The 22026-nt window shown below is 60.3% G+C and carries 11 protein-coding genes; 4 read left to right on the plus strand and 7 right to left on the minus strand.

The features are described from left to right. The first annotated feature begins 15 nt into the window (after positions 1-15). From PGH32_RS08110 to PGH32_RS08120, 3 genes are all read left to right on the plus strand, one after another. On the plus strand, positions 16-1500 hold the full coding sequence (locus PGH32_RS08110; RefSeq protein ID WP_337893731.1) for a carboxypeptidase M32: 1485 nt from the start codon (positions 16-18) through the stop codon (positions 1498-1500). Positions 1501-1671: 171 nt separating this feature from the next. After that, positions 1672-2295: an acid resistance repetitive basic protein Asr gene (asr, locus tag PGH32_RS08115; RefSeq protein ID WP_443112745.1), complete on the plus strand. Its 624-nt coding sequence runs from the start codon at positions 1672-1674 to the stop codon at positions 2293-2295. A 281-nt stretch (positions 2296-2576) separates the two neighbouring features. Further along, on the plus strand, positions 2577-3383 hold the full coding sequence (locus PGH32_RS08120; protein WP_314424676.1) for a trypsin-like serine peptidase: 807 nt from the start codon (positions 2577-2579) through the stop codon (positions 3381-3383). A 41-nt stretch (positions 3384-3424) separates the two neighbouring features. Here PGH32_RS08120 and fos read toward each other — a convergent pair whose 3' ends face one another. Continuing rightward, complete coding sequence (fos, locus tag PGH32_RS08125; protein WP_337893732.1) at positions 3425-3823, minus strand: fosfomycin resistance glutathione transferase; 399 nt, start codon at positions 3821-3823, stop codon at positions 3425-3427. Positions 3824-4315: 492 nt separating this feature from the next. On the opposite strand from fos, the gene PGH32_RS08130 reads away from it, so the two are divergent. Continuing rightward, positions 4316-4576, plus strand: coding sequence for a SymE family type I addiction module toxin (locus PGH32_RS08130; protein ID WP_337893733.1), 261 nt, complete (start codon positions 4316-4318; stop codon positions 4574-4576). Positions 4577-4631: 55 nt separating this feature from the next. On the opposite strand, the gene PGH32_RS08135 is transcribed toward PGH32_RS08130, so the two are convergent. The 6 genes from PGH32_RS08135 to PGH32_RS08160 form a co-directional block, all read right to left on the minus strand. Then, positions 4632-4853: a hypothetical protein gene (locus tag PGH32_RS08135; protein WP_337893734.1), complete on the minus strand. Its 222-nt coding sequence runs from the start codon at positions 4851-4853 to the stop codon at positions 4632-4634. Between the two features lie 2 nt (positions 4854-4855). After that, positions 4856-7675, minus strand: a complete 2820-nt coding sequence (locus PGH32_RS08140; RefSeq protein WP_337893735.1) for a hemagglutinin repeat-containing protein — start codon at positions 7673-7675, stop codon at positions 4856-4858. Positions 7676-8304: 629 nt separating this feature from the next. After that, positions 8305-8871: a hypothetical protein gene (locus tag PGH32_RS08145; RefSeq protein ID WP_337893736.1), complete on the minus strand. Its 567-nt coding sequence runs from the start codon at positions 8869-8871 to the stop codon at positions 8305-8307. A gap of 243 nt (positions 8872-9114) precedes the next feature. Then, entirely contained in the window at positions 9115-9525 is a 411-nt protein-coding gene (locus PGH32_RS08150) for a hypothetical protein (protein ID WP_337893737.1), read from the minus strand. A 207-nt stretch (positions 9526-9732) separates the two neighbouring features. After that, the gene (locus PGH32_RS08155; protein WP_337893738.1) at positions 9733-9921 is read right to left on the minus strand and encodes a DUF4926 domain-containing protein; all 189 of its coding nucleotides are present in this window, start codon (positions 9919-9921) and stop codon (positions 9733-9735) included. An 8-nt stretch (positions 9922-9929) separates the two neighbouring features. Then, complete coding sequence (locus PGH32_RS08160) at positions 9930-21767, minus strand: two-partner secretion domain-containing protein (protein WP_337893739.1); 11838 nt, start codon at positions 21765-21767, stop codon at positions 9930-9932. Positions 21768-22026 lie beyond the last annotated feature (259 nt).

Raw genomic sequence — 22026 nt, forward strand, 5'->3', positions numbered from 1 at the left:
TTATTAAGGAACCGTATGTCATCTGCCTATGCAAATCTGACCCGCACCTTCCAGCGCCTTTCACGCTTTGGTCATCTTGCCGCGATTACCGGCTGGGATATGCAAACCATGATGCCCGCCGGAGGCAGCCGCGCACGCGGTGAGGCGCTGGCGGAGCTGAGCGTGCTGCGCCATGAGATCCTGACTGCCAGGCAGGTGGGCGAATGGCTGGACCAGGCAAAGCAGGAAGATCTGGACGATGTGGCGCAGGCGAATCTGTATGAAATGCACCGCGCCTGGCAGCAGGCATCGCTGCTGCCCGCTTCGCTGGTGGAAGCGAAATCTATCGCCGGTTCACGCTGCGAGCACGCATGGCGTCAGCAGCGGCCCGCCAACGACTGGGCGGGGTTCGCTGCCAATCTGAAAGAGGTGGTGAAACTCAGCCGCGAGGAGGCGGAGATCCGCGCACAGGCAAACGGCTGTTCACGCTATGACGCGCTGCTGGATATCTTTGAGCCGGGTATGACCAGCGCGAAGCTGGACAGCACCTTTGGCGACCTGAAACAGTGGCTGCCGGATCTGCTGCAGAAGATCGTTGAACAGCAGTCGAAGGAGGCCGTGATTGTTCCGGCCGGGCCATTCCCACAGGAGAAGCAGAAGGAGCTGGGCCTGGCGATTATGACGCTGCTGGGCTTTGACTTTAACGCCGGTCGCCTGGACGTCAGCGCGCATCCGTTCTGTGGCGGCGTGCCGCAGGATGTTCGCATCACCACCCGCTACAAAAGCGAAGAGTTTATCAGCGCGATGATGGGCGTGATCCACGAAACCGGGCACGCGCGCTATGAGCAGAACCTGCCGCAGCAGTGGGCCGATCAACCTGTTGCACTGGCCCGCTCCACCGCTATCCATGAGTCGCAGAGCCTGTTTTTTGAGAAGCAGCTGGGCCGCAGCCCGGAGTTCCTCAGTCTGATCCAGCCTCTGGCGGTGCGGCTGCTGGGTGAACGCGGCGGTATGGCCACCGATAACTTTATCGCCCTGAACCAGCGGGTGAAGCCGGGGCTGATCCGCGTGGATGCAGATGAGGTCAGCTATCCGGCCCACGTGATCCTGCGCTATGAGATTGAACGCGCGCTGATTGCCGGAGACATTGAAGTCGACGATATTCCGACCCTGTGGCAGGAGAAAATGCAGCACTGGCTGGGCATTAACACCGCCGGCAACTATCGCGATGGCTGCATGCAGGATATCCACTGGACCGACGGCGCATTTGGTTACTTCCCGACCTACACCCTGGGCGCGATGTACGCCGCGCAGCTGTTCCAGGCGCTCAAGCGCGCTATTCCGCAGGTCAACGAACTGATTGCTCAGGGCGATCTGCAGCCGGTATTCAACTGGCTACAGCAAAACATCTGGCAGCACGGGAGCCGTTTCTCTACCCGTCAGCTGATTGAAAACGCCACCGGCGAAGATCTCAACCCGCTGTGGTTCCGCCAGCACCTTGAGAGCCGCTATCTGAAGTAAACCCGCCGTAATGACTGCCCGTAAGGGGGATGCGACCGCCGTATCCCCCTTTGTACATTCGGTTACACGCCGATACCAATCACTCACTGAAGCGCCCCTCCCGTTCTCATATAGTTTACTCACCGGCCCCGCAGTGGGCTGACACATGAATAAACATTTGAGGGTTTTGCAATGAAAAAATTATTTGCTCTGGTTGTAGCCGCTGCAATGGGTCTGTCTTCAGTTGCTTTCGCTGCTGAGACAACAGCTGCCCCAGCTACCACCGCTCCAGCTGCCACCACCACAACTGCGGCTCCGGCTCCGGCTAAAGCCACCGCTAAGCATCACAAAAAACACAAGAAAGCGACCGAGCAGAAAGCTCAGGCTGCCAAGAAGCATCATAAAGCTGCCAAGAAGCCAGCCGCTCAGAAAGCTCAGGCCGCTAAAAAACACCACAAAGCCGCCAAGAAGCCAGCCGCTCAGAAAGCCCAGGCCGCTAAAAAACACCACAAAGCCGCCAAGAAGCCAGTAGCGCAGAAAGCCCAGGCTGCTAAAAAACATCACAAAGCTGCCAAGAAGCCAGTAGCGCAGAAAGCTCAGGCTGCTAAAAAACACCACAAAGCTGCCAAGAAGCCAGTAGCGCAGAAAGCTCAGGCTGCTAAAAAACACCACAAAGCTGCCAAGAAGCCAGTAGCGCAGAAAGCTCAGGCCGCTAAAAAACACCACAAAGCCGCTAAGAAGCCAGTAGCTCAGAAAGCTCAGGCTGCTAAGAAGCACCACAAAGCTGCCAAGAAAGCCGCTGCACCTAAAGCGTAAGTTCTGCAGACGGGCGGACAGCCGCCCGATATAAGATCTTTAACTCAAACACCCGGATAATCCGGGTGTTTCTTTCCCGGAGTCTCGGATGATGGTGCGCCGCTATTTATTCGAAATCATTCTGGTTGTGATGATCCTTTGCGGTGTAATTGCCGCCAGCTTCTACATCTGAACCCTGTAGCGTGCTGATATTCCAAATTAATCTCCCTTTTTAAGCGCTATCCGTCTATAGTTACTGCATTAGCGTAATCACCTTTAATGCTGCCCAGCCTGAGAGAAATATGCGCCTGACTGCTGTGTTTTTACTGGGTCTTCTCGCTCTTTCGTCCCAAACCCATGCCGATGATGATGGCCAAAGTGAAGCCGATACCCGCACGCTGTTTTTTGGTAAAGACGATCGCCTGCCGGTCAGCAATACCGCCAGCCAGCCGTGGGAAGCTATCGGTCAGCTTGAAACCGCCAGCGGTAATCTGTGCAGTGCCACGCTGATCTCCCCTCATCTTGCGCTGACCGCCGGGCACTGCCTGCTGGCTCCTCCCGGTAAGCTGGATAAGGCCATCGCACTGCGCTTTATTGCCGGTAATAACGGCAAATGGCGCTATGAGATCCACGATATTGAAGGCCGGGTGAATCCCACTCTGGGGAAAAAACTCAAGGCCGACGGCGACGGCTGGATTGTTCCGGCTTCTGCGGCACCCTATGATTTCGGGCTGATTATCTTACGTAATCCCCCTTCCGGTATCGTTCCGCTACCGCTGTTTGCCGGCACGCGCGGCGAGATGACCGCCGCACTCAAGGCGACCGGGCGCAAAGTGACCCAGGCGGGCTATCCGGAGGATCATCTGGATACGCTTTACTCCCACAGCGACTGCCTGATCACCGGCTGGGCGCAGAAAACGGTGCTGTCGCACCAGTGCGATACCCTGCCGGGAGACAGCGGTTCCCCGCTGCTGCTTAAGGTAGACGGAGAATGGCAGCTGATTGCGGTGCAAAGCTCCGCACCCGCGCCGAAAGATCGCTACCTGGCTGATAACCGCGCCATTGCCGTGACGGCTTTCCGGGATAGTCTGGAAGAGCTGGCGAAATAGGCGTTGAAGCGCCGATATGCGGCTCTACTACCCGCTTAGTTTCAGAAAAACGTCATGCCATCATAAGGCTGGTCCCGGCAGGCCATCAGGCGGCTGGCCAGATCGCCATCATGGATCTCCAGCCGGTGTCCGTCGGGATCGAGGAAGTAAACCGATTTCCCTTCACTTTTGTTGGTTTTCCACTCCGTCACGCCCCTGCCTCTCAGACGGGCAGCAAACTCATCAAAATCTTCGCTGCGGATGCTGAAGGCATAGTGGGTGTAATCCCCGCCGGACAACACGGTATCCGCCGACAGGCAAAGCCACAGATCGCCCAGCGAAAGGTAGGCACCTCGCGCCCACTTTGCCTTTGGCGTAAAGCCCAGCGTATTGACATAAAACTCAAAGCTTTTCGTCACATCGCTGACGGCGATGGTGATGTGATTAAGTCCGTTCAGCATGGGGGATCTCTTTGGTGGGAGAGGAAAGGGATAATTTAGCATGAGGGATGTTTTATTCGGCACTAAACAGCATGCGGGAAACCAGCAATGCGATAGATAAAATCCCGAAGCCCCCAGCAACGCCCGGCGGCGTCCTGCCTGTCGGGCAGATTCATTCCGCTTCGTATACAAGCCGGTAATGTTCATATTGCTAAACGGTCGTTAAGCGCTTCCTGCGCCAACAGCACTTTCATGCTTTACCTGACAGTCTCGCACGACGCGCGGCGAACTGCGCTTCAACGTCTTCATTACTCACAACGTGAGTCTTCCCATATATCCTGGCGCCAGGATTCGGCAAGGAAGGCGGTTAAAGAAGACAGTTAACCCGAACGCAGGCTGAAGGAGCTGGAACACCAACAGCCCGCTGACCACAGCCAACGAAAGGAGTTGATTATGGCTGAGCAGTATTACAAGTCAGGCACAGGTATATCCACAACAACAGGGGCTTATACTGTGGGTTATGTCAGTGACGCGAAGTGCCAGCCCGTTCAGGCTGTCACGCTTAAAGGCAACTGGCTGGCTGAAGCGGGCTTTACCACCGGCACGCCGCTGGATGCACGGGTGATGCCGGGTTGTCTGGTGCTTACCGCTCAGGAACCGCCTCTACCTGAGCCAGAGATTATGCAGGCGCTGAAGAAGGTCTGTAAGCTGTCGGCCTGCAAGCAGCGCCAGGTGACGGAGCTGATCGAGGTGATCAGTAAGCCGCAGCGATAAGGCACTAACTGGCTGGCGTATAAAGTAAAATCCCGGCTCAGTGGCCGGGATTTTATTATTTTTCTAACAGTTTATTCTTAGCCTCACTTAACGCATTTTGAAGCCAGTCGAGACTTAATGAGGTAAGATTAGGCGAAAATTCAAGCTTAATATCATCTATCCCATTCTCCTGTTGTAAGAGAGCGATAAATTCATCATTGCAATAAATTTCAGCTATTAATTCTTCATAATCGACATCACTTGCGATCACGATCTTTAGTTGATCTTTAGAGTTCATAGTTAAGGTTCCAAAAATCCACGGAAATTTCCTTGGGGATCAAATCTAGCACCACGCCCATCAGGGGCGATAACATCAAATCCTCCAAAACGATTTCCTTCTTTTGTGGAGGATCCTGGCGCTTTAATTATCCCATCTAATATTTTCTGTCCCTGCTCATTGATTTGAGCCGGGGTACCTTTAGCAACAGGATAGGCACTTCCTTCACGGCTTCCATGTTTCTGTAATGCTCTTCCTGCAATAGTGAAGTTCCCAGATTTAGCCGCTGGATCAATATTGGTTCCGGTTTTTGATAAGGAATTTAATTCAAATTGTCCGAATTTTCCGGCATTAATTTTACCAACATTTGAAGATATGTTCTTAGCGGCATTCGCTGCTACTGCTTCAGCCTTCGCTGCTGCCGCCTCTGCCGCCGTTTTACCAACCCCGATAGCTCCTGCTGCACCAACACCGCCCGGTGTCACCACTTCCGCCACCTGCAGTCCGGCATTGTTCAGACAGACTACCGGGGCCGCCGTACATCCCTCAAGTGCCGCTTTCGCCGCCGCCACGATTTCCGGTGTGGCTCCTACAACCATCGCACCACCGGCCACGCCTGCAACACCGGCTGATACCACAAGGTTTCCTTCCGAAATGCCTTTGGCTATACCGGCTTTACAGGCAGTATCACAGTCAGGATTTTTGCCCAGCCAGAAGCCAAGATCACTTCCGGCCATCGCACCCAGCGCATTATTCTCAACGGAATTCTTACCCGCCTCCGCCCCGGCCACTCCATCTGCAGCACTGCCGCCCGTGATACCTCCGGCAAGGCCCGCCGCCAGAGTGCCCAGCACGCTGACCGTCTGTTTCTCCGTTTCCGTCAGATCACTGACCTGTTTACCGGCGTACAGCTCCTTCATCACCAGCTGCGCCATCAGCTCGCCGCTGACCGCTCCGGCAGCCCCCGCTGCCGCACCGTTACCCGCCTCGTACGACACAATGGCACCCACCACCGCGTGCGCCATCGCCCGGCTGGCTTCGTCCGGGGCCAGTTTGTGGATCTGCTCTGCCAGATACGGCGCAGCCGCACCGGACAGCAGCTGCCCCACATTGCCGCCAGCCAGCCCCTGTATCGCCGCCGTTGCCGCTTGGATACCCTGCTGGATCGCGCTCCCTGTGCCCCACGGGGCCATAGCATTGTTATACGCCTGCTGCGCCACATCCGATTCGGTATAAGGCTTGCCCCCGGCAGCGAGTTGTTCTCTCGCCGCATTCAGCGCGACCGGGTCTTTCTCCGCCTTCTGCCCGGCTATCTGGCCCTGCGTCCTTGCAATATCCCCGACCTGGCTGCCGATCTCCCCGATAACCTGCGCTTCCTGCAGCCGCTTCTGCTCTTTCTCCTTATCAAATATCGGGCTCAGGCCTTTCGCCGCGTGCTCCGTATCCCGGTCCAGCGTTGCCACATCCTGCTGCTGTTTATCCTTATCCCGGATAACTATCGTGCCGTCTTCCACCGCCGCGTGCGTCGTGCTGCTGTCGTGACCGTTGCCGTTTGCACCGACCAGCGTGTTGTTCGCCATATTGCCGACGAACTGCTCGCCCACGCCGCCGCCGGTGCTGATGCCTGCGCCCTGGTGCGAGACGTCGTAGTCGGCTTTGTTATGAATATCGCTCCAGCCCAGCGTCCCCGTATCCAGCCGGTTCTTCTCTTTCTCTGCCGTGCTGGCAATCGCGCCGCCGTCCAGCTGCGTATGACTGCCCACGCTGATATCAAAGCCGCCTTTCCCGGCAAACACCCCCGTCTGCTCTTTTACGCTGGCGAAGTCACTGTTCATCTTATCCCGGCTGCCGCTCAGGCTGGCCGAGCCGCCGATGCCCATACCGCCGATAACGCTGCCCCCGACGCTGCTGCCGGTCTGCTTCATGTCGTAGTGGTCGCGGTCCTGCTCGCTGGCAATCTGCAGATTGTGCCCGATGTCGGCTTTCACCGAGTCGCCGCTGACCTGCGCGCCCTGCAGCACCGTGTCGTGCCCGCTGTTCAGCGTCAGGCTCCGGCCCGCATCCGCCGTCGTCTCGCTGTGGGTCAGGCTGCTGCCGTTCTCATGGCCCCGGCTGTGGTCGGCGCTCGCCGACACGCTCAGCCCCAGTGCGCCCCCGCCCGCCGACAGCCCTGCGCCCACGCTACCGCCGTGGCTGCTGCTGTGCCCACTGCTCTGCGTGCTGTTTTTCCCCGACGTCAGGCTGAGGTCCCGGCTGGCCGACAGCGCCATATCCTGTCCGGCCTTCAGCTGCCCGCCCTCCACGGTCAGGTCGCCTCCCGTGGCCGCGATATGCATATCGCGCCCCGCCTGCAGGTGGCTGCCCGATGCGGTACGCTCTTCCTCACGCTGCTCCGAGGTCGACTTCTGCTTACCGTAACTCAGCGTCAGCCCGGCGATGTTGCCATCGCTGCTGCCACCCGTCGCGCCCGCCGCCAGCTGTGCCGCCTGGGCCGCCTGATACCCGGTCAGCGCCGCCTGCGTGCCCTTCAGCGCCGCCAGACGACCGCTCTCTTCTTTCTTCGCCGCCTTCGCCTGATGCACCGCGGTGTTCAGCGCACTGCCCACCGTACCGGATAACCCCAGCGTCAGGCCACTGCTTTTCGACTCGCTTTTCGTCAGCGCCGTGTGGCTGTTCTCCGCCGCACTGATGCTGACGTTTTTACCCTGCACCGTCAGATCCTGACCGGCCACCAGGTCGCTGCCGTGAACGGTCGCCGCGTTCCCCGCCTGCAGCGTCAGGCTGCCCGCGCTGCTGCGCTGTTCGCTGTCGGTGAGGCTGAGAATGTCGTTGCCGGCCTGCAACGCGAGGCGGTCGCCGCCTTTTAAAGAACAGGAAGTAACGACTGAGCACCATGATTGTGAAGAGTCAGGTCACGCAGGCCGTGGCGCGTGTAGGAAAGGCGGCAACTAAAGAGAAGGGATAAATTTATTAACGCGGGGCTGAGGTGTTGGAGCACCTGACCCCCGCTGACCACAGCAACTAGCAGAGGTAGTTATTATGGCTGAGCAACATCATAAGTCAGGCACAGGTATATCCACAACAACACGGACTTACACTGTGGGCTACGTCCGGGATTCGCGGACATTTGAACCGTCACCGGCTGTTATCCTTAAGGGGAACTGGCTGAGGCAGGATTTGAGACTGGCAGGCCACTGGAAGTAAAGGTGCTATCGGGTTGTCTGATATTGACTGCGCAGGAGCCTCAGCCTGAACCTGCTGAACCTGCTGAACCTGCTGAACCTGCTGAACCTGCTGAACCAGAAGTAGTGACCACACTGCGCCGGGCATGTAAAAAACTTTCCGCCCGCAAGCAACGACAGGTAGCGGAGTTTATACAGGTAATTGCGGGACCGCCGATGCACTCGTAACTGAGAGGCTATAAAGTAAAATCCCGGCTCAACGGCCGGGATTGTGTCAAGTTGGCGAGCTGTTATGAGGCATTATCCAGCTCATCAAAAAGATTGCGGAACTTTTCCTCCAGCTCATCCAGCTTTTCCTTATCCGGCATTTTATCCTTGTAGACATGTTTGGTAAAAGATAAAACCGTTTCAGCCAACCCACCGTAACCCTTGATCAGGTTCTCTATTTTTTTCTGTTTCTTCTCCCACTCGCGTGATGCAATACACTTTTTATGTTCCCTACATACAGCTTCAGGATCGATAAAAAGCTTTTTAATCACGTCAGTTTCTACAATGTAGGATGTCTGTGTTGTGGCACATCGGGCGATTGAAGACGTAGTATTAACATTGCAGTGCAGGACTGGGATAAAATATTTTTTCTCCAGGATTTCCACAATGGCCGGAAGTCTGAGCACTTCGTAGTCGGCTACTACGTTATTTCCTGCCGAAGTCAGTCGCTCTCCGCGAAGAAGAGAGCACAAAACAACGACCTGAGCATTCTTCATACGATTAATTTGCAACAACAGCGCTGGATGAGCAGAGAACTTCGAAGCCAACTCAGCACGGGCAACAGAGGGATGGATCGTTAATAAAGTCATCGTTGATTACCTTACCTATTGATATTTATACAATAAGACTTCAGGTTAACCACTTGATGTAAAACAGAGATACCGGATTTAAGTTTAGTTAAACTTAAAGTTGTGGCCATAGATATGCAAATGCGCATAATATTATGGACAACCTCCTGTAAACTGATGTTACAGCGCGGGTTACTGAAGGCAGGGTCCGGACCTAGTCGCCAAACTGTGTATCCGTTCCCTGCCTCTTCCTTCATCGCCTTCCTACTCATCACCCAGCCTGAAGATAATCTGACCTTTCTCCATCTGTGTGTCTGAATCCTGTGAAAACTGCTTTACTGATGCCTCATCATCATCTGACAGACGCGGGAACCCCGGACGCAACGTCAGACGGATAGCGCAGGAAGAGAACTCCCCGGCTTTATTTTTCTGGCCCGCCACGGCAAAGCCACCTACCGGGATCTTTTTAATCATCCACAGGGAGGATTCTGCATCGTGCAGGATGTCAACACGGTCACCAATGTTGATGCCGGTTTCGTCCATGACTGAACGACTGAGGCGAAAGCCCAGCTCAACGGCTCCCGTCACTCGTTTGCTCTGCGTAACGGCTACATTATTGCTCTGGGCAATACGGCCTGTTTTTGCAGCGAGGTTGGATAGTGAGACAAAGGACATTTTCAACTCCGTTTATTGTTTGTGTTAGATATTATCTGATCAATTAAATTTCGTTGCAATTCAATTTACTCACAACTGAAGTTGTACTTTTACCATGATAACGATTAACCGTTACGCCTGAATGTCTCTCGCGAAGTATATCATGCCACCAAAGAAGATCTGAATAACAAAAAACCGGCTCTATGGCCGGTTTGATTTTTGTAGAACCTAAGCTATTTGGTCGGGAAGTAGCGCAATTTGTGAGATAGTATTCCCTTCATCGTCACAAAATTCGACTTCATAGGCTTTCTCTGGATCCTCATAGATGTCGATTACCACGCCTTGCATCCCTCGATACAATTTTTCACCTGGCAAATCAACCTGTAATGTAACAACATCGAACGGTGTAAAGCTCACAAGTGACCTCATTTATTAACGTATATAGTTGTCATTCTCGGCGTTGTGGATCCCACATCGTAGATCCAGCCAGTCCTTACTATTACAGTTTTCCCGTTAGGCCCGGTAATCGGCATATCAATTGTCATTCGCTGACCGAATTTATCTGAGGATCCCATTTTAACTGAATTAGACTTCACGCCTTCCTGTACTTTCGTAATCAGATCCGCTGCATTTGACTGGTTATAACCCAGCGCTGATTCAAAAACCTTTGCTTTGTTACCTCCGACAGGATGCTCTGAATTTAGAGCATAGGACGTAACTTTATTAGGATCGATTACAGCCTTATCTGCATTGACCAACCTCCCGGTCGCAGACGTTTGTGCAACAGCTTCAGCGTAAGTATAATTTTTCCAGTTCTCTGTAGGGCCTGAGAGTTTGCCTGAAGATGCAGATTCAGCAGTGGCAGCCATTTTATCGGCATTAATACCCGCTGATTCAGCCTTACCCGCAACCTTAGCAACAACCTTCTCCGTCAGTACCGCGCCACCTTTAGCAACCCCTGCACCGCCAGCCAGCAGCCCGGCGATGTCCGTCACCAGCTTACCGCCTTCAACACCCGCATTAAACGAGCCGCTGGCCCCGGCTTTCTGGTACTCCACTTCCATCCGGTCAATGCGATCTATATAAGACTGCTTCACCGCATCCGACACATTGCCCAGCACATCACCACTGTTAAACAGCGATTTCAATGCGTCATAGGTTTCCTGCGGGCTGCTGGCCGTTTTCACGATGCTGTCTATCGTGTCGTACAGCCCTGCCGGAACCCCGGCCACCATCCCCGCCGCAAAGCTGCCGTCCTGCCCCAGGTCAATCGCCGTCCATTTCGCCTGAACACCGGCTTTGCAGGCCACGGTCTGACATTCTGCGATTTCCTTATCCTTCTGAGCCTGCTGTTTCTGGCTCAGATAGTTATTCTCAACCGAATTCTTACCAGCCTGTGCCCCGGCCATCCCATCCGCCGCGCGGCCTCCCGTCAGTCCTCCGGCAAGGCCCGCCGCCAGGGTGCCCAGCACGCTGACCGTCTGTTTCTCCGTTTCCGTCAGATCACTGACCTGTTTACCGGCGTACAGCTCCTTCATCACCAGCTGCGCCATCAGCTCGCCGCTGACCGCTCCGGCAGCCCCCGCTGCCGCACTGTTTCCTGCTTCATACGACACAATGGCACCCACCACCGCGTGCGCCATCGCCCGGCTGGCTTCGTCCGGGGCCAGTTTGTGGATCTGCTCGGCCAGATAAGGTGCAGCCGCACCAGACAGCAGCTGCCCCACATTGCCGCCAGCCAGCCCCTGTATCGCCGCCGTTGCCGCCTGGATACCCTGCTGGATCGCGCTCCCTGTGCCCCACGGGGCCATCGCATTGTTATACGCCTGCTGCGCCACATCCGATTCGGTATAAGGCTTGCCCCCGGCAGCGAGTTGTTCTCTCGCCGCATTCAGCGCGACCGGGTCTTTCTCCGCCTTCTGCCCGGCTATCTGGCCCTGCGTCCTTGCAATATCCCCGACCTGCGAGCCTATCTCACCAATCACCTGCGCTTCCTGCAGCCGCCTCTGCTCCTTCTCCTTATCAAAGATCGGACTCAGGCCGTTCGCCGCGTGCTCCGTATCGCGGTCCAGCGTTGCCACATCCTGCTGCTGCTTATCCTTGTCCCGGATAACTATCGTGCCGTCTTCCACCGCCGCGTGCGTCGTGCTGCTGTCGTGTCCGCTGCCGTTTGCACCGACCAGCGTGTTGTTCGCCATATTGCCGACGAACTGTTCGCCCACGCCACCGCCGGTGCTGATACCTGCGCCCTGGTGCGAGACGTCGTAGTCGGCTTTGTTATGAATGTCGCTCCAGCCCAGCGTCCCCGTATCCAGCCGGTTCTTCTCTTTCTCCGCCGTGCTGGCAATCGCGCCGCCGTCCAGCTGCGTATGGCTGCCCACGCTGATATCAAAGCCGCCTTTACCGGCAAACACCCCCGACTGCTCTTTCACGCTGGCGAAATCACTGTTCATCCTGTCCCGGCTGCCGCTCAGGCTGGCCGAGCCGCCGATGCCCATACCGCCGATAACGCTGCCCCCGACGCTGCTGCCGGTCTGCTTCATGTCGTAGTGGTCGCGGTCCTGCTCGCTGGCAATCTGCAGATTGTGCCCGATGTCGGCTTTCACCGAGTCGCCGCTGACCTGCGCGCCCTGCAGCACCGTGTCGTGCCCGCTGTTCAGCGTCAGGTTCCGGCCCGCATCCGCCGTCGTCTCGCTGTGGGTCAGGCTGCTGCCGTTCTCGTGCCCGTGGCTGTGGTCGGCGCTCGCCGACACGCTCAGACCCAGTGCGCCCCCGCCCGCCGACAGCCCTGCGCCCACGCTACCGCCGTGGCTGCTGCTGTGCCCACTGCTCTGCGTGCTGTTTTTCCCCGACGTCAGGCTGAGGTCCCGGCTGGCCGACAGCGCCATATCCTGCCCGGCCTTCAGCTGTGCGCCCTCCACGGTCAGGTCGCCTCCCGTGGCCGCGATATGCATATCGCGCCCCGCCTGCAGGTGGCTGCCCGACGCGGTACGCTCTTCCTCACGCTGCTCCGAGGTCGACTTCTGCTTACCGTAACTCAGCGTCAGCCCGGCGATGTTGCCGTCGCTGCTGCCACCCGTCGCGCCCGCCGCCAGCTGTGCTGCCTGGGCCGCCTGATACCCGGTCAGCGCCGCCTGCGTGCCCTTCAGCGCCGCCAGACGACCGCTCTCCTCTTTCTTCGCCGTCTTCGCCTGATGCACCGCGGTGTTCAGCGCACTGCCCACCGTACCGGATAACCCCAGCGTCAGGCCACTGCTTTTCGACTCGCTTTTCGTCAGCGCCGTGTGGCTGTTCTCCGCCGCACTGATGCTGACGTTTTTACCCTGCACCGTCAGATCCTGACCGGCCACCAGGTCGCTGCCGTGCACGGTCGCCGCGTTCCCCGCCTGCAGCGTCAGGCTGCCCGCGCTGCTGCCCGCCACGCTGCCCTTCTGCACGTTACTGCTGTCGTCGCGGGTCAGTTTCTGCGACGAGTGGCCCAGCGAGAAACCAATTCCGCCGGTGCCGCCGAAGCCGGATTTTTTCTTCTGCTCAACCGAAACCGCGTGGTCAGACTCTGCGGCGGTGCCGAGCGTCAGGTTATTGCCCGCGCTGAGCGTCACGTCGTGCGTGCCGAGCAGGTTGCTGCCCGACGCGGTCAGATCGTTCCCTGCCTTCACCGTCAGCGTGTCGCCGGACACCGTGCTGCTGAGCGCGGTTTTCTGGTGCACCTCGCTCTGGATCGTCGTGGTGGTTTTCGACAGGAACCCGTGTTTTTTCCACTTCGCACGGGAGGACTGATCCCAGCTCTCCTCCCCGCTCGTCAGGTTCAGATTACTGCCCGCCAGCAGCGTGGCGTCGCCGCCCGCCGTCACGTCAGCAGCCCGCAGGTTCATATCGCGCCCCGACTGCATCAGCAGGCTGCCGCCGGCGCTGATCACCGAGCCGACTTCACGGCTCTCTTTCGTGCGGTCGTAGTTATCGCTGTTGCGGGTGTAGTCGGTGGCGTGGCGGGTCGTCGCCGTATCCAGCGTCAGATCGTTCCCGGCGCTCAGCCGGGTGGTGCTGTCCCGCCCCTGGTTACTCACCACGCTGGCCGTCAGCTGTATATCATGGCCCGCGTTCAGCGACAGAAGGCCACTGTCCCCGGTTGCCACAATACCCGCCTGGCGACCCAGCCAGCTCTCGCTGCCGCGCTGTTCGCTGTCGGTGAGGCTGAGAATGTCGTTGCCGGCCTGCAGGTCAAGGCGGTCGCCGCCTTTTAACAGGCCGCCGCGGTTAACAATATCACCGGTGGTCACCAGCTGCGTGCTGTTGCCGCTGATATCACCGGTATTGAGCAGGCTGCCTGCAGAAACGGAGGTCAGCTCGCGGCCGTTAATGCTGCCGCTGTTGAGCACCGCCTCAGCGGTGCTGATGCGCACGTTATTCCCCGCCAGCAGGGTGCCACCGCCCTGCAAATCGCCGGACTGAACCCGGGCATACAGCTTCGGTACGCTGACCACCTGCCGGCTGCCGTCGGCAAGGGTGACCGTCTGGTTCACCATCAGCACCATATCGGCGGTCACCTGCGCCATCTGTTCCGCACTGAGGTCCACGCCCGGTGCGATGTTAAAGCGTTCACTAAAGGCCAGACCGCTGGCGAGCAGGGCGCGGTACTGGTTCTCATCGTCGCTGTAGCCGGAAAGATAGCGCTGGCCGGTGGTCTTCATCACCTGATCCCGCACCAGCCTCTGCTCGTAGTAGCCGTCACCCAGCCGCTTCTGCAGCTGGTCCTGGCTGTAGAAATCGCCGCTGCTGAGCGCCTGTTTACCGTCGGTAAAACGCGGATCGGTTTCCACCAGATAGTGGCTGGCGGATCCGGGATGCAGGCTGAACAGGCTGTTGTCGGGCAGTTTCACCGGACCGGTCACGCTGCGCAGCACCCAGTCCTCCTGCGGCGGGATCGTCACCGGCGGCCCGCTGTGGGTATCGTCAATCTGGGCGCCGTCCTGCGTGGTGCCCGTGCCGTCCCCCGGCGTGGCCGTAAGGCTGCCGGCATCGTGGAGCGTCACGTCGCTCAGGCCGTCCGCCGTGCTGTCCCGGGTCTTTAAATCCGACGATGCGTGATGGCCGTCATCGGTGAGGGTGTCCGCGACCGGTTTCAGCTGCGTGTCCGTGGACGGTCCGGCGGGCAGCGCCACCTCCGTGACCAGCGTTTGCTGCCCGAGCTGCGCCAGTGCCGTCGGGTCGTTTAATGCCGACGCCTTCCCGTCTGCCACGCTGGTCGACGGCTGTGCGGCAATCGTCCGGCCCTCAGCGGGCCCCTGACCCTGCTGCTGAACGGTCAGGTGCAGTGGCAGGTCCGTTTCCTGCAACGGCGGCTGATATTTACCCTGTCCCTCAAAGTGGGTCTGCTTGTGGCCCTTACGTTTCCCCGCCCGCACCACCACGCCATCCTGGGTGATTTCCTGGCGGATGGTGGTTTCATCGTTATCGACGTGGCCAGCGATCAGCAGATCCTGACCGGCTACCACCTGGCTGTCCTTATTGTGCAGGTCGCCGTTCAGCGCCAGATCGCCGCCGCTGCGGATCACCGCGCTGTCCTGGTCGCTGACCACCTGCTCTTTAACGCGCTGCGTGTAGGAGAAGATGTCGAACCGCCGCCCGTCGCTGCTCACGCCCGGCAGGTTATAGCGGATGATATCCTTATTGTTATCCTGCCACAGCCAGATGTACTGCGGTTTGCCGTCAACGTCGACGGTCAGGCGGTTGCCCTGGTCATCAAGCGCGTAGCTGCGCCCGTCGGCGTCAAAATTGAAGTCCACGGGGCTGGTTTCATCCTGGTTGAACTCAACCAGATGCCCGTCCATTCTGTAGTGCTGACCGTTGGTTCTGCCGCAGCCCTCGGTCCATTTTTCCCCGTAGCACAGTTCCACCTCCAGCACGTTCGGGGTCTCCGAGACGGTTTGCAGATCGCTGCTGACCGTCAGGTGAATGTCGCGGTTTTCCGTCTTCGCCGCGTCAATGTGCAAATCGCCCATCGCCTCGATCGTCGCGCTCAGGTTTTCTACCTGCCCCGCCTGGCCGGTCAGTTCCCCCGCCTCGTTCAGCCCGCCGCCGATGCCCAGCCCGCCGTCGCTGTAGATCAGGCCGTGTTCCTGGTTGATCAGCTGGCCGGTAGCGATACGGAGATCCTCGCGCGCCGCGATGGTGGCGGCCGTGTCGCCGGTTTTATCGTTGATCAGGGTACGGGCATCGATTGCCAGACGGTCGCCGTAGAGTCGCCCCGTTCCGGTGTTGTGCAGCGTGTCGGTCCGCAGCCACACATCGCCACCGTCAATCAGCCCCTGATTGAGCACGCCGGCGGCATCGATGTGGGTGGTGCCCGCGTTAATGTCGCCGCCCGACTGATTGTTCAACTGGCCGGTGGTCAGCGTCAGCCGGTCGCCCGCGCTCAGCGTACCGCTGTTGGTCAGCGCGTTGCCGTGAATGTTGAGGGTAAAGTCGCCCCCGGCGGCCAGCGTGCCGCTCTGGTTAAGCGATGAGGTAATATCCAGGCTGAGGCTGCCGCCGCTGATGACCCGTCCGGCACCGTTAAGCTGGCCCAGCCACAGGCTGGCATCGCCGCTGGCCACAATATCGCCGCCGCCGTTGTCGATTGTGGTTCGCGAATCCGCCTTGCCGATACGCAGGCTGTTCTGCGACGAGATCAGGCCGCTCTGGTTACTGAGCAGCCCACCGACGTTGGCCTGCAGCGCATCGCCCGCGCGCAGGGCGCCGTCCTGGTTGCTCAGCGCGGTGGCGTTCAGCGTCAGATCCTGCGCCTCAATCCCCTGCCCACTGCCGCGGGTGTGCTGATTATCAATCTGGTCGGCGGTGAGGACCAGGGTCTGACCGGCTTTGATCAGCCCCTGCTGGTTTTGCACACTCTGCCCGGCGGTGACCTGCGCATTCCCGGCGGCAAACAGCTGGCCGCCGCTGTTGTTCAGCGAATTCACGCTGGCCGTCAGATCCGCACCGGAAAGCGCCTGTCCGTGCTGGTTATCAAAATGACCGCCCTTCAGGGTCAGGCCCGTACCGCCCTGGATCAGACCGCGATCGTTACCCAGGCTGCCGGTGCTGAGGGCCAGGGCACCGTCGGCCAGCAGTTTTCCCTGCTGGTTTTGCAGATCGGCACCGCGTGTATCAAGACGGAGATCGCCGCCGGCCCGGATCGTCCCGTTCAGGTTGTCCAGCGGGCCGCTGGCGATCTGGCTGTCCCCGGCGCTGCCGATGGTGCCCGCCTGGTTACTGACGGCCAGACCGCTGAGGCTCAGCCGGTCGCCGGCCATCAGCCCGCCCTGGTTGTTGATATCACCCGCGTTGAGGACCAGTTCGCCGCCGGACCGCAGCCCGGTTGTCGCACTGTCGGTATCGCGGTTGTCAAGCAGCTGCCCACGGGTATCCAGCCGCAGGCCGTCGCTGCCCTGAATAAGCCCGGCCTGGTTGTTCAGCTGCCGGGTGGTCAGATCAAGCAGAGCTGCCAGCAGCAGTCCCTGGCGGTTATCCGTATCGCCGCTGTCAAGCGTCAGCGCGCCGTGGGCGCTGATGCTGCCCGACTGATTGTTCAGCGGGCCGCCGATCGTCAGCCGTCCGTCCGCTGCAATCGACTGGATGGTGCCGCGCAGGTTGGTCAGATTAAGGGCATCGATCGCCAGCCCGCCCCGGCTCTGCAGCGTGCCGTCGCTGTTATCCAGGCGCTGCCCGCCGTGTACCGTCAGCGTTTTGTCGACGGCGGTCACCGTACCCTGCTGGTTGTTCAGTCCGTCGGCGGTCAGCGTGACGTCCTGCCGGGCAGCAAGGCGGCCCTGCTGATTATTCAGGCTCTGCGCGGTGCTGACCGTCAGCGATCCCGTTGCCGAGAGGATCGACGCCGCGCGGTTATCGAGGCTGTCACTGGCAATGTCCACCGTGCCGTCGGCCTCCAGCGAACCCTGCTGGTTGTTCACCGCCCCGGTCACCGTTACCCCGAGCGTGCCGTTCTGACTGCTGACGGCACCGCCCTGGTTATCCAGCGAGGCGGCCTGCAGGCCGGTTGCTCCGCCGCTGACTATCTGCCCCTGCGCATTGCGTAACTCACCGCGGACGGCTATCTGATTCCCCCCCGACACGGCCAGCACGCTGCCGCTGCGGTTATCCAGCGAAGCACTCGTCAGCACAACGCCCTGGCCGCTCTGCAACACCCCGCGCTGGTTATCGATGGCCCCGTCCAGCCGGGCATTCAGCTCACCGCCAACGCTGGTTATCGTACCGTCGCGGTTGTCGAGCGACTGGCCGACAACCCGCACATCGTCCCGCGCCGCCAGGCGGCCGCGTTGGTTGTCGGTGGTGCCGGCGGAGACGGTTAACGCTCCACCCGCAGCGACCAGCTGGCCGTCATGGTTATCGACGCTTTCGCCGCTGAGCTGCAGCGCACCGCCGCTGTCGACGGTGCCGGACTGATTAAGGAACGCCGCCATCGCGTGGATCAGGGCGGCACCGTTGAGGGCGGCGATCCCGCCGCCCTGGTTATCCACCCGGGCGGCGGTCAACTGCAGATCGTCGCGGGCCAGCACTTTCCCCTGTTGGTTATTCAAAGCGCCTTCTACCGTCACGCTGGCGTTGCCCCCTGCGGCCAGCAGCGCACCGCTGCCGTTGTCGAGCGCTCCGGCGGTCACAAGCAGGCTCCGGCTGCTCTGCAGGGTGCCCTGTTGATTATCAATGCCCTGGGTCAGTGAGGCCGTCAGATCGCCCTCTCCGGCGCTGATCAGTCCGCCCTGGTTGCCCAGCGCGGTGCCGCTGAGGGTCAGCGCATGCAGGCTGTCGATCTCACCCCCCAGGTTATTCCACGTCAGCCCCCGGGCGTGGAGTTCGTCGCCGCGGATCAAACCGTTGTGGTTATCCACGTCGCCTGCCGTCAGCGTCAGCGCGCCCCCGGCGCGGATCCCGGCGGTATCGCTGAGGGTGTCGCCGTTCAGCAGTGCGCCACCGTGCGTGTCAATGCTCAGCGCGTCGCCCGCCTGGATCAGCCCGGCGGCGGTGGTCAGTCCATGGGTTGAAATCTGCATCGCCTCAGCGGCCAGCAGCTGTCCGCCGCTGTTATCGACGTTTGCCGCTTTCAGCCGCAGCTGGCCGCTGCTTTCAATATCACCGCCCTGATTAGCCAGCAGGCCCGTCGTGCTCAGCCGGGCATCCCCGTGGGTGGCAGCGATCGCGCCCTGCCGGTTATCAACCGAGCCGGCCTGCAGATCCAGTGCGGTACCGGCGAGGACACTTCCCGCCAGGTTGCTCACCGCGCCACTGAACTGGCCGGCAATCTGCGCCATTGCTGACAGTATCCTGCCGCCGTCGTTATCCAGCGAAGCGGCCTGCAGATCCAGCGCCCGCTGGCTTTGCAGCGTCCCCTGGCGGTTAGCCAGCTCCCCGCTCAGTGCCAGTGACGCCGCCCCGCCGTCGGCGCTGACCAGCCCTCCGGCGTTATCAAGCGAGGTACCCGTCAGGTTCAGCCCCTCGCTGGCCATCAGAGATCCCGCCTGGTTATTGACCTGCGTAGCAGTGAGATCCAGATTGCGGGCCTGCAGCTGGCCCTGCTGGTTACTGAACAAGCCGGTGGTCAGGGTCAGATCCGCGCCGGAGAGGATGCCCAGACCGTCGGCGTGAGTCTGCGCGTTAATCAGCTCGCCGCCGTGCAGATCAAGGCCCAGCGCGCCCGGCGTGGCGATGCGTCCGGCGGTGTTATCCAGCGAGGACGCGTTCAGCGTCAGCCCGTTTTCGCCCTCCAGCGTGCCGCCGCGATTATCCAGCGCACCCTGAAGATCCAGCGTGCCCGTGCCGGACAGGGCACTGACCACGCCCTGCCGGTTGTTCAGATCGGCCGCCTGCAGCATCAGCTGCTGCGCGATAAACTTGCCGCCGTGGTTATCCGCGCCGCCGCGAAAACGCCCCTCAAGCAGGCCGCCCGCGGCCAGCACCCGGCCGTCCTGATTGGCAAAGCGGCCGGCGCTGAGGGTCAGGTTTTTCGCGCTCTGCAGGTTGCCGTCGCGGTTATCAACATCCCCGGCAACGGACAGATTCGCCTCGCCGCCGTCGGCGCTGATAAAGCCCCGCTGGCTGTCCAGCGAACCGGCGGTCAGGTTCAGCGACTGCAGGGCTTCGATCGTGCCTTCACGGTTGGTCAGTGCGTCCGCGCGGACCTCAAGATGCAGGCCTGCCAGCGTGCCCGCGGTGTTATCGAGGTCACCGGTTTCCACCCGCAGTGTGCCGTTGCCGGCAATGCGTCCCTGGCGGTTGTCCAGGCTGCCTGCACGCAGGGCGATCGCCCCCGCGCTCTCTAAATCGCCGCCCCGGCTGTCAAGATGGCCGGTCGCCGTGATCTGCATCTCCCCCTGGCCGGTCTGCAGCAGCTGGCCGTTCTGCAGCGAAAGCGTGCTGCCCTGTACGCGAACCTGCTGCCCCTGCGTCAGCGCGCCGTCCAGCCGGATCTGCTTACCGTCCAGGCTCAGATCCCCGGCGGCCAGTATTTTCCCCTCTGCACCGAGGATATCCCCGCCCTGAATCACAACGCTGCCGTTCTCCGAGCCCAGCTCGCCGCCGGTATTGTCCAGAACGTGGCCGGTCAGAGTCAGGTTTCCGGCGCTGACCAGCGTACCGTCGCCGTTATCAATTCGCTGGCTTTGCAGGGTCAGACCCCGCTCGTCGCGGGAGATCAGGGTGCCACCGTGGTTATCCAGCCCTTCATCCGCGCGGAGGGTCAGCCGATCGGCGGCAATCGCGCTGCCTCTCGTGGTTAAGATGTGTGCCGTACTGAGCGCGGTCTGCCGTGCGTCAATCAGCGCGTCGTCGGCATTGAGATTGCCTTCACGGGCGGTCACCGCAGCCGTCGCGGCCCGGCTCTGGCTGCCCGAGAGATCCACCTCGCGGCCGGATGCGCTGAAGCCGTCGTGGCTCAGGTGCGTGCCGTGGCTGGTCAGCCGCTGCTCCGCCGTTACCGAAAGCGAACCCTGCCGTGTGGCGCTGCCACGGCTGTCGATCCCTGCCCCCATCGAACTGCCGCTATCCGCCTCAACGGTCCGGGCGGTGACGGTGGCGTTGCCGCCCGCCAGCAGCGCCGATCCGGCCTGCCCGTGCAGGCGGCCACGGCTGTCCAGCTGCAGATCGCCATCGGCGCTCAGCGTTCCCCGGTTGCTGACATCGCCCTGGCTGGCAATCCTGAGGCTGCCGCCGGTTGAGATATGGCCCTGATTGTCGAGCTGGGCCGCTTTCAGCGCCAGATCCTGCTGGGCGTAAAGCGTACCGCTGTTGGCGATTTTGCCCTGTGCATTCAGGGTGAAGCCGCCCTGGGTTGCGCCGATCTCACCTGCGTTGCGCACCCCCAGGCCGCGTTCGGTACCCACCAGAGTAATGTGCCTGCCGTACATACCGCCCAGCGCGGCGGTATCCACCGCGAACTGCGGACGACCCTGCGGATCGTCAGCCTTCACTTCGGTCACCCTGCCGCCGGCATCCGTCAGGTTACGCCCGGTGGTGACCGTCAGGTCGCCCGCCTGCAGCCGGGCGTTCACCTCAACGGCGCGGGCAATCAGATGGGTGTAATCCTGGCCGGTGGCGTCCATGCCGCCGCCGCTGACGATAATGCGCCCGCGATCGATGTCGTAACCGGCCACCTGACCGTTTTTCAGCTGCACGCGACCGGCCGCCAGGGTGCTGCGCCCGGCATTGATAAACCCGCACCCGCTGCAGGTAATCCCCGCCGGGTTAGCGATAATCACATCGGCTTTTTTGCCCGCCACCTCGATAAAGCCGTGCAGCTGGCTGGGTCGGGTGCTGTTGACTTCATTGAGAATGACCTTAGCCGATCCCTTTGCCAGCCACGGGTTACCGGCAATCTGCCCCGCCAGCTGAGTCTGGGTGCTGTGCTGACTGTTGTTCAGAATCGCACCGCGATCGCCGACGTCGAACTGGCCGTAGCGGTTATGGGACAGCCCCTGACCGTTGGGAGACTGAATATTGACCTGCGGCAGGCCGTTACCGGTCTGCAGCACCGTTGGCCGCTGCCCGCCGGGTGCGCCGCGATCCGGGGCGATGGTACCGGCCTGGGCCGTGCCGATCAGCCCGGCGGCCAGCCACAGCGCCGCGGTCAGCGGCCGCAGGGCCACGATGCAGGAAGAGGAAGAGATGCCCGGGCCGCGGGCCGTGTCGCCACCGCGGGCGCGGGCCAGTTCGGAAACCACCACCAGCATCCGGCGGGCACGGTTAAAAATAATGCGGTAACAGCGTCGGTTCATCATCTATCCCTGTATCAGTCCTGCCCGCAGGCAGTCGCCATCCTGGTCAGAACCTCTGGTTCTGCGGGCGTAAAAAAGGGAAAGATAGTAATGCCGGAGAAGTAGTGGAACCTGTACAGGGCGCACAAGTTCTTTGAAATCGGGATTTATCCATCGGAAGGGAAATGCCCCCGGACGGGGGCCTGCTGACGGGGGTTTCCCGGAGAAATGAGGCTATCTGTCTGCTGCCCCGGGGAGTCCGGCAGCACAAAAAGGGAAA

It is taken from the genome of Erwinia sp. SLM-02 (genome assembly GCF_037450285.1).
Classification (GTDB): Bacteria; Pseudomonadota; Gammaproteobacteria; order Enterobacterales; family Enterobacteriaceae; genus Erwinia.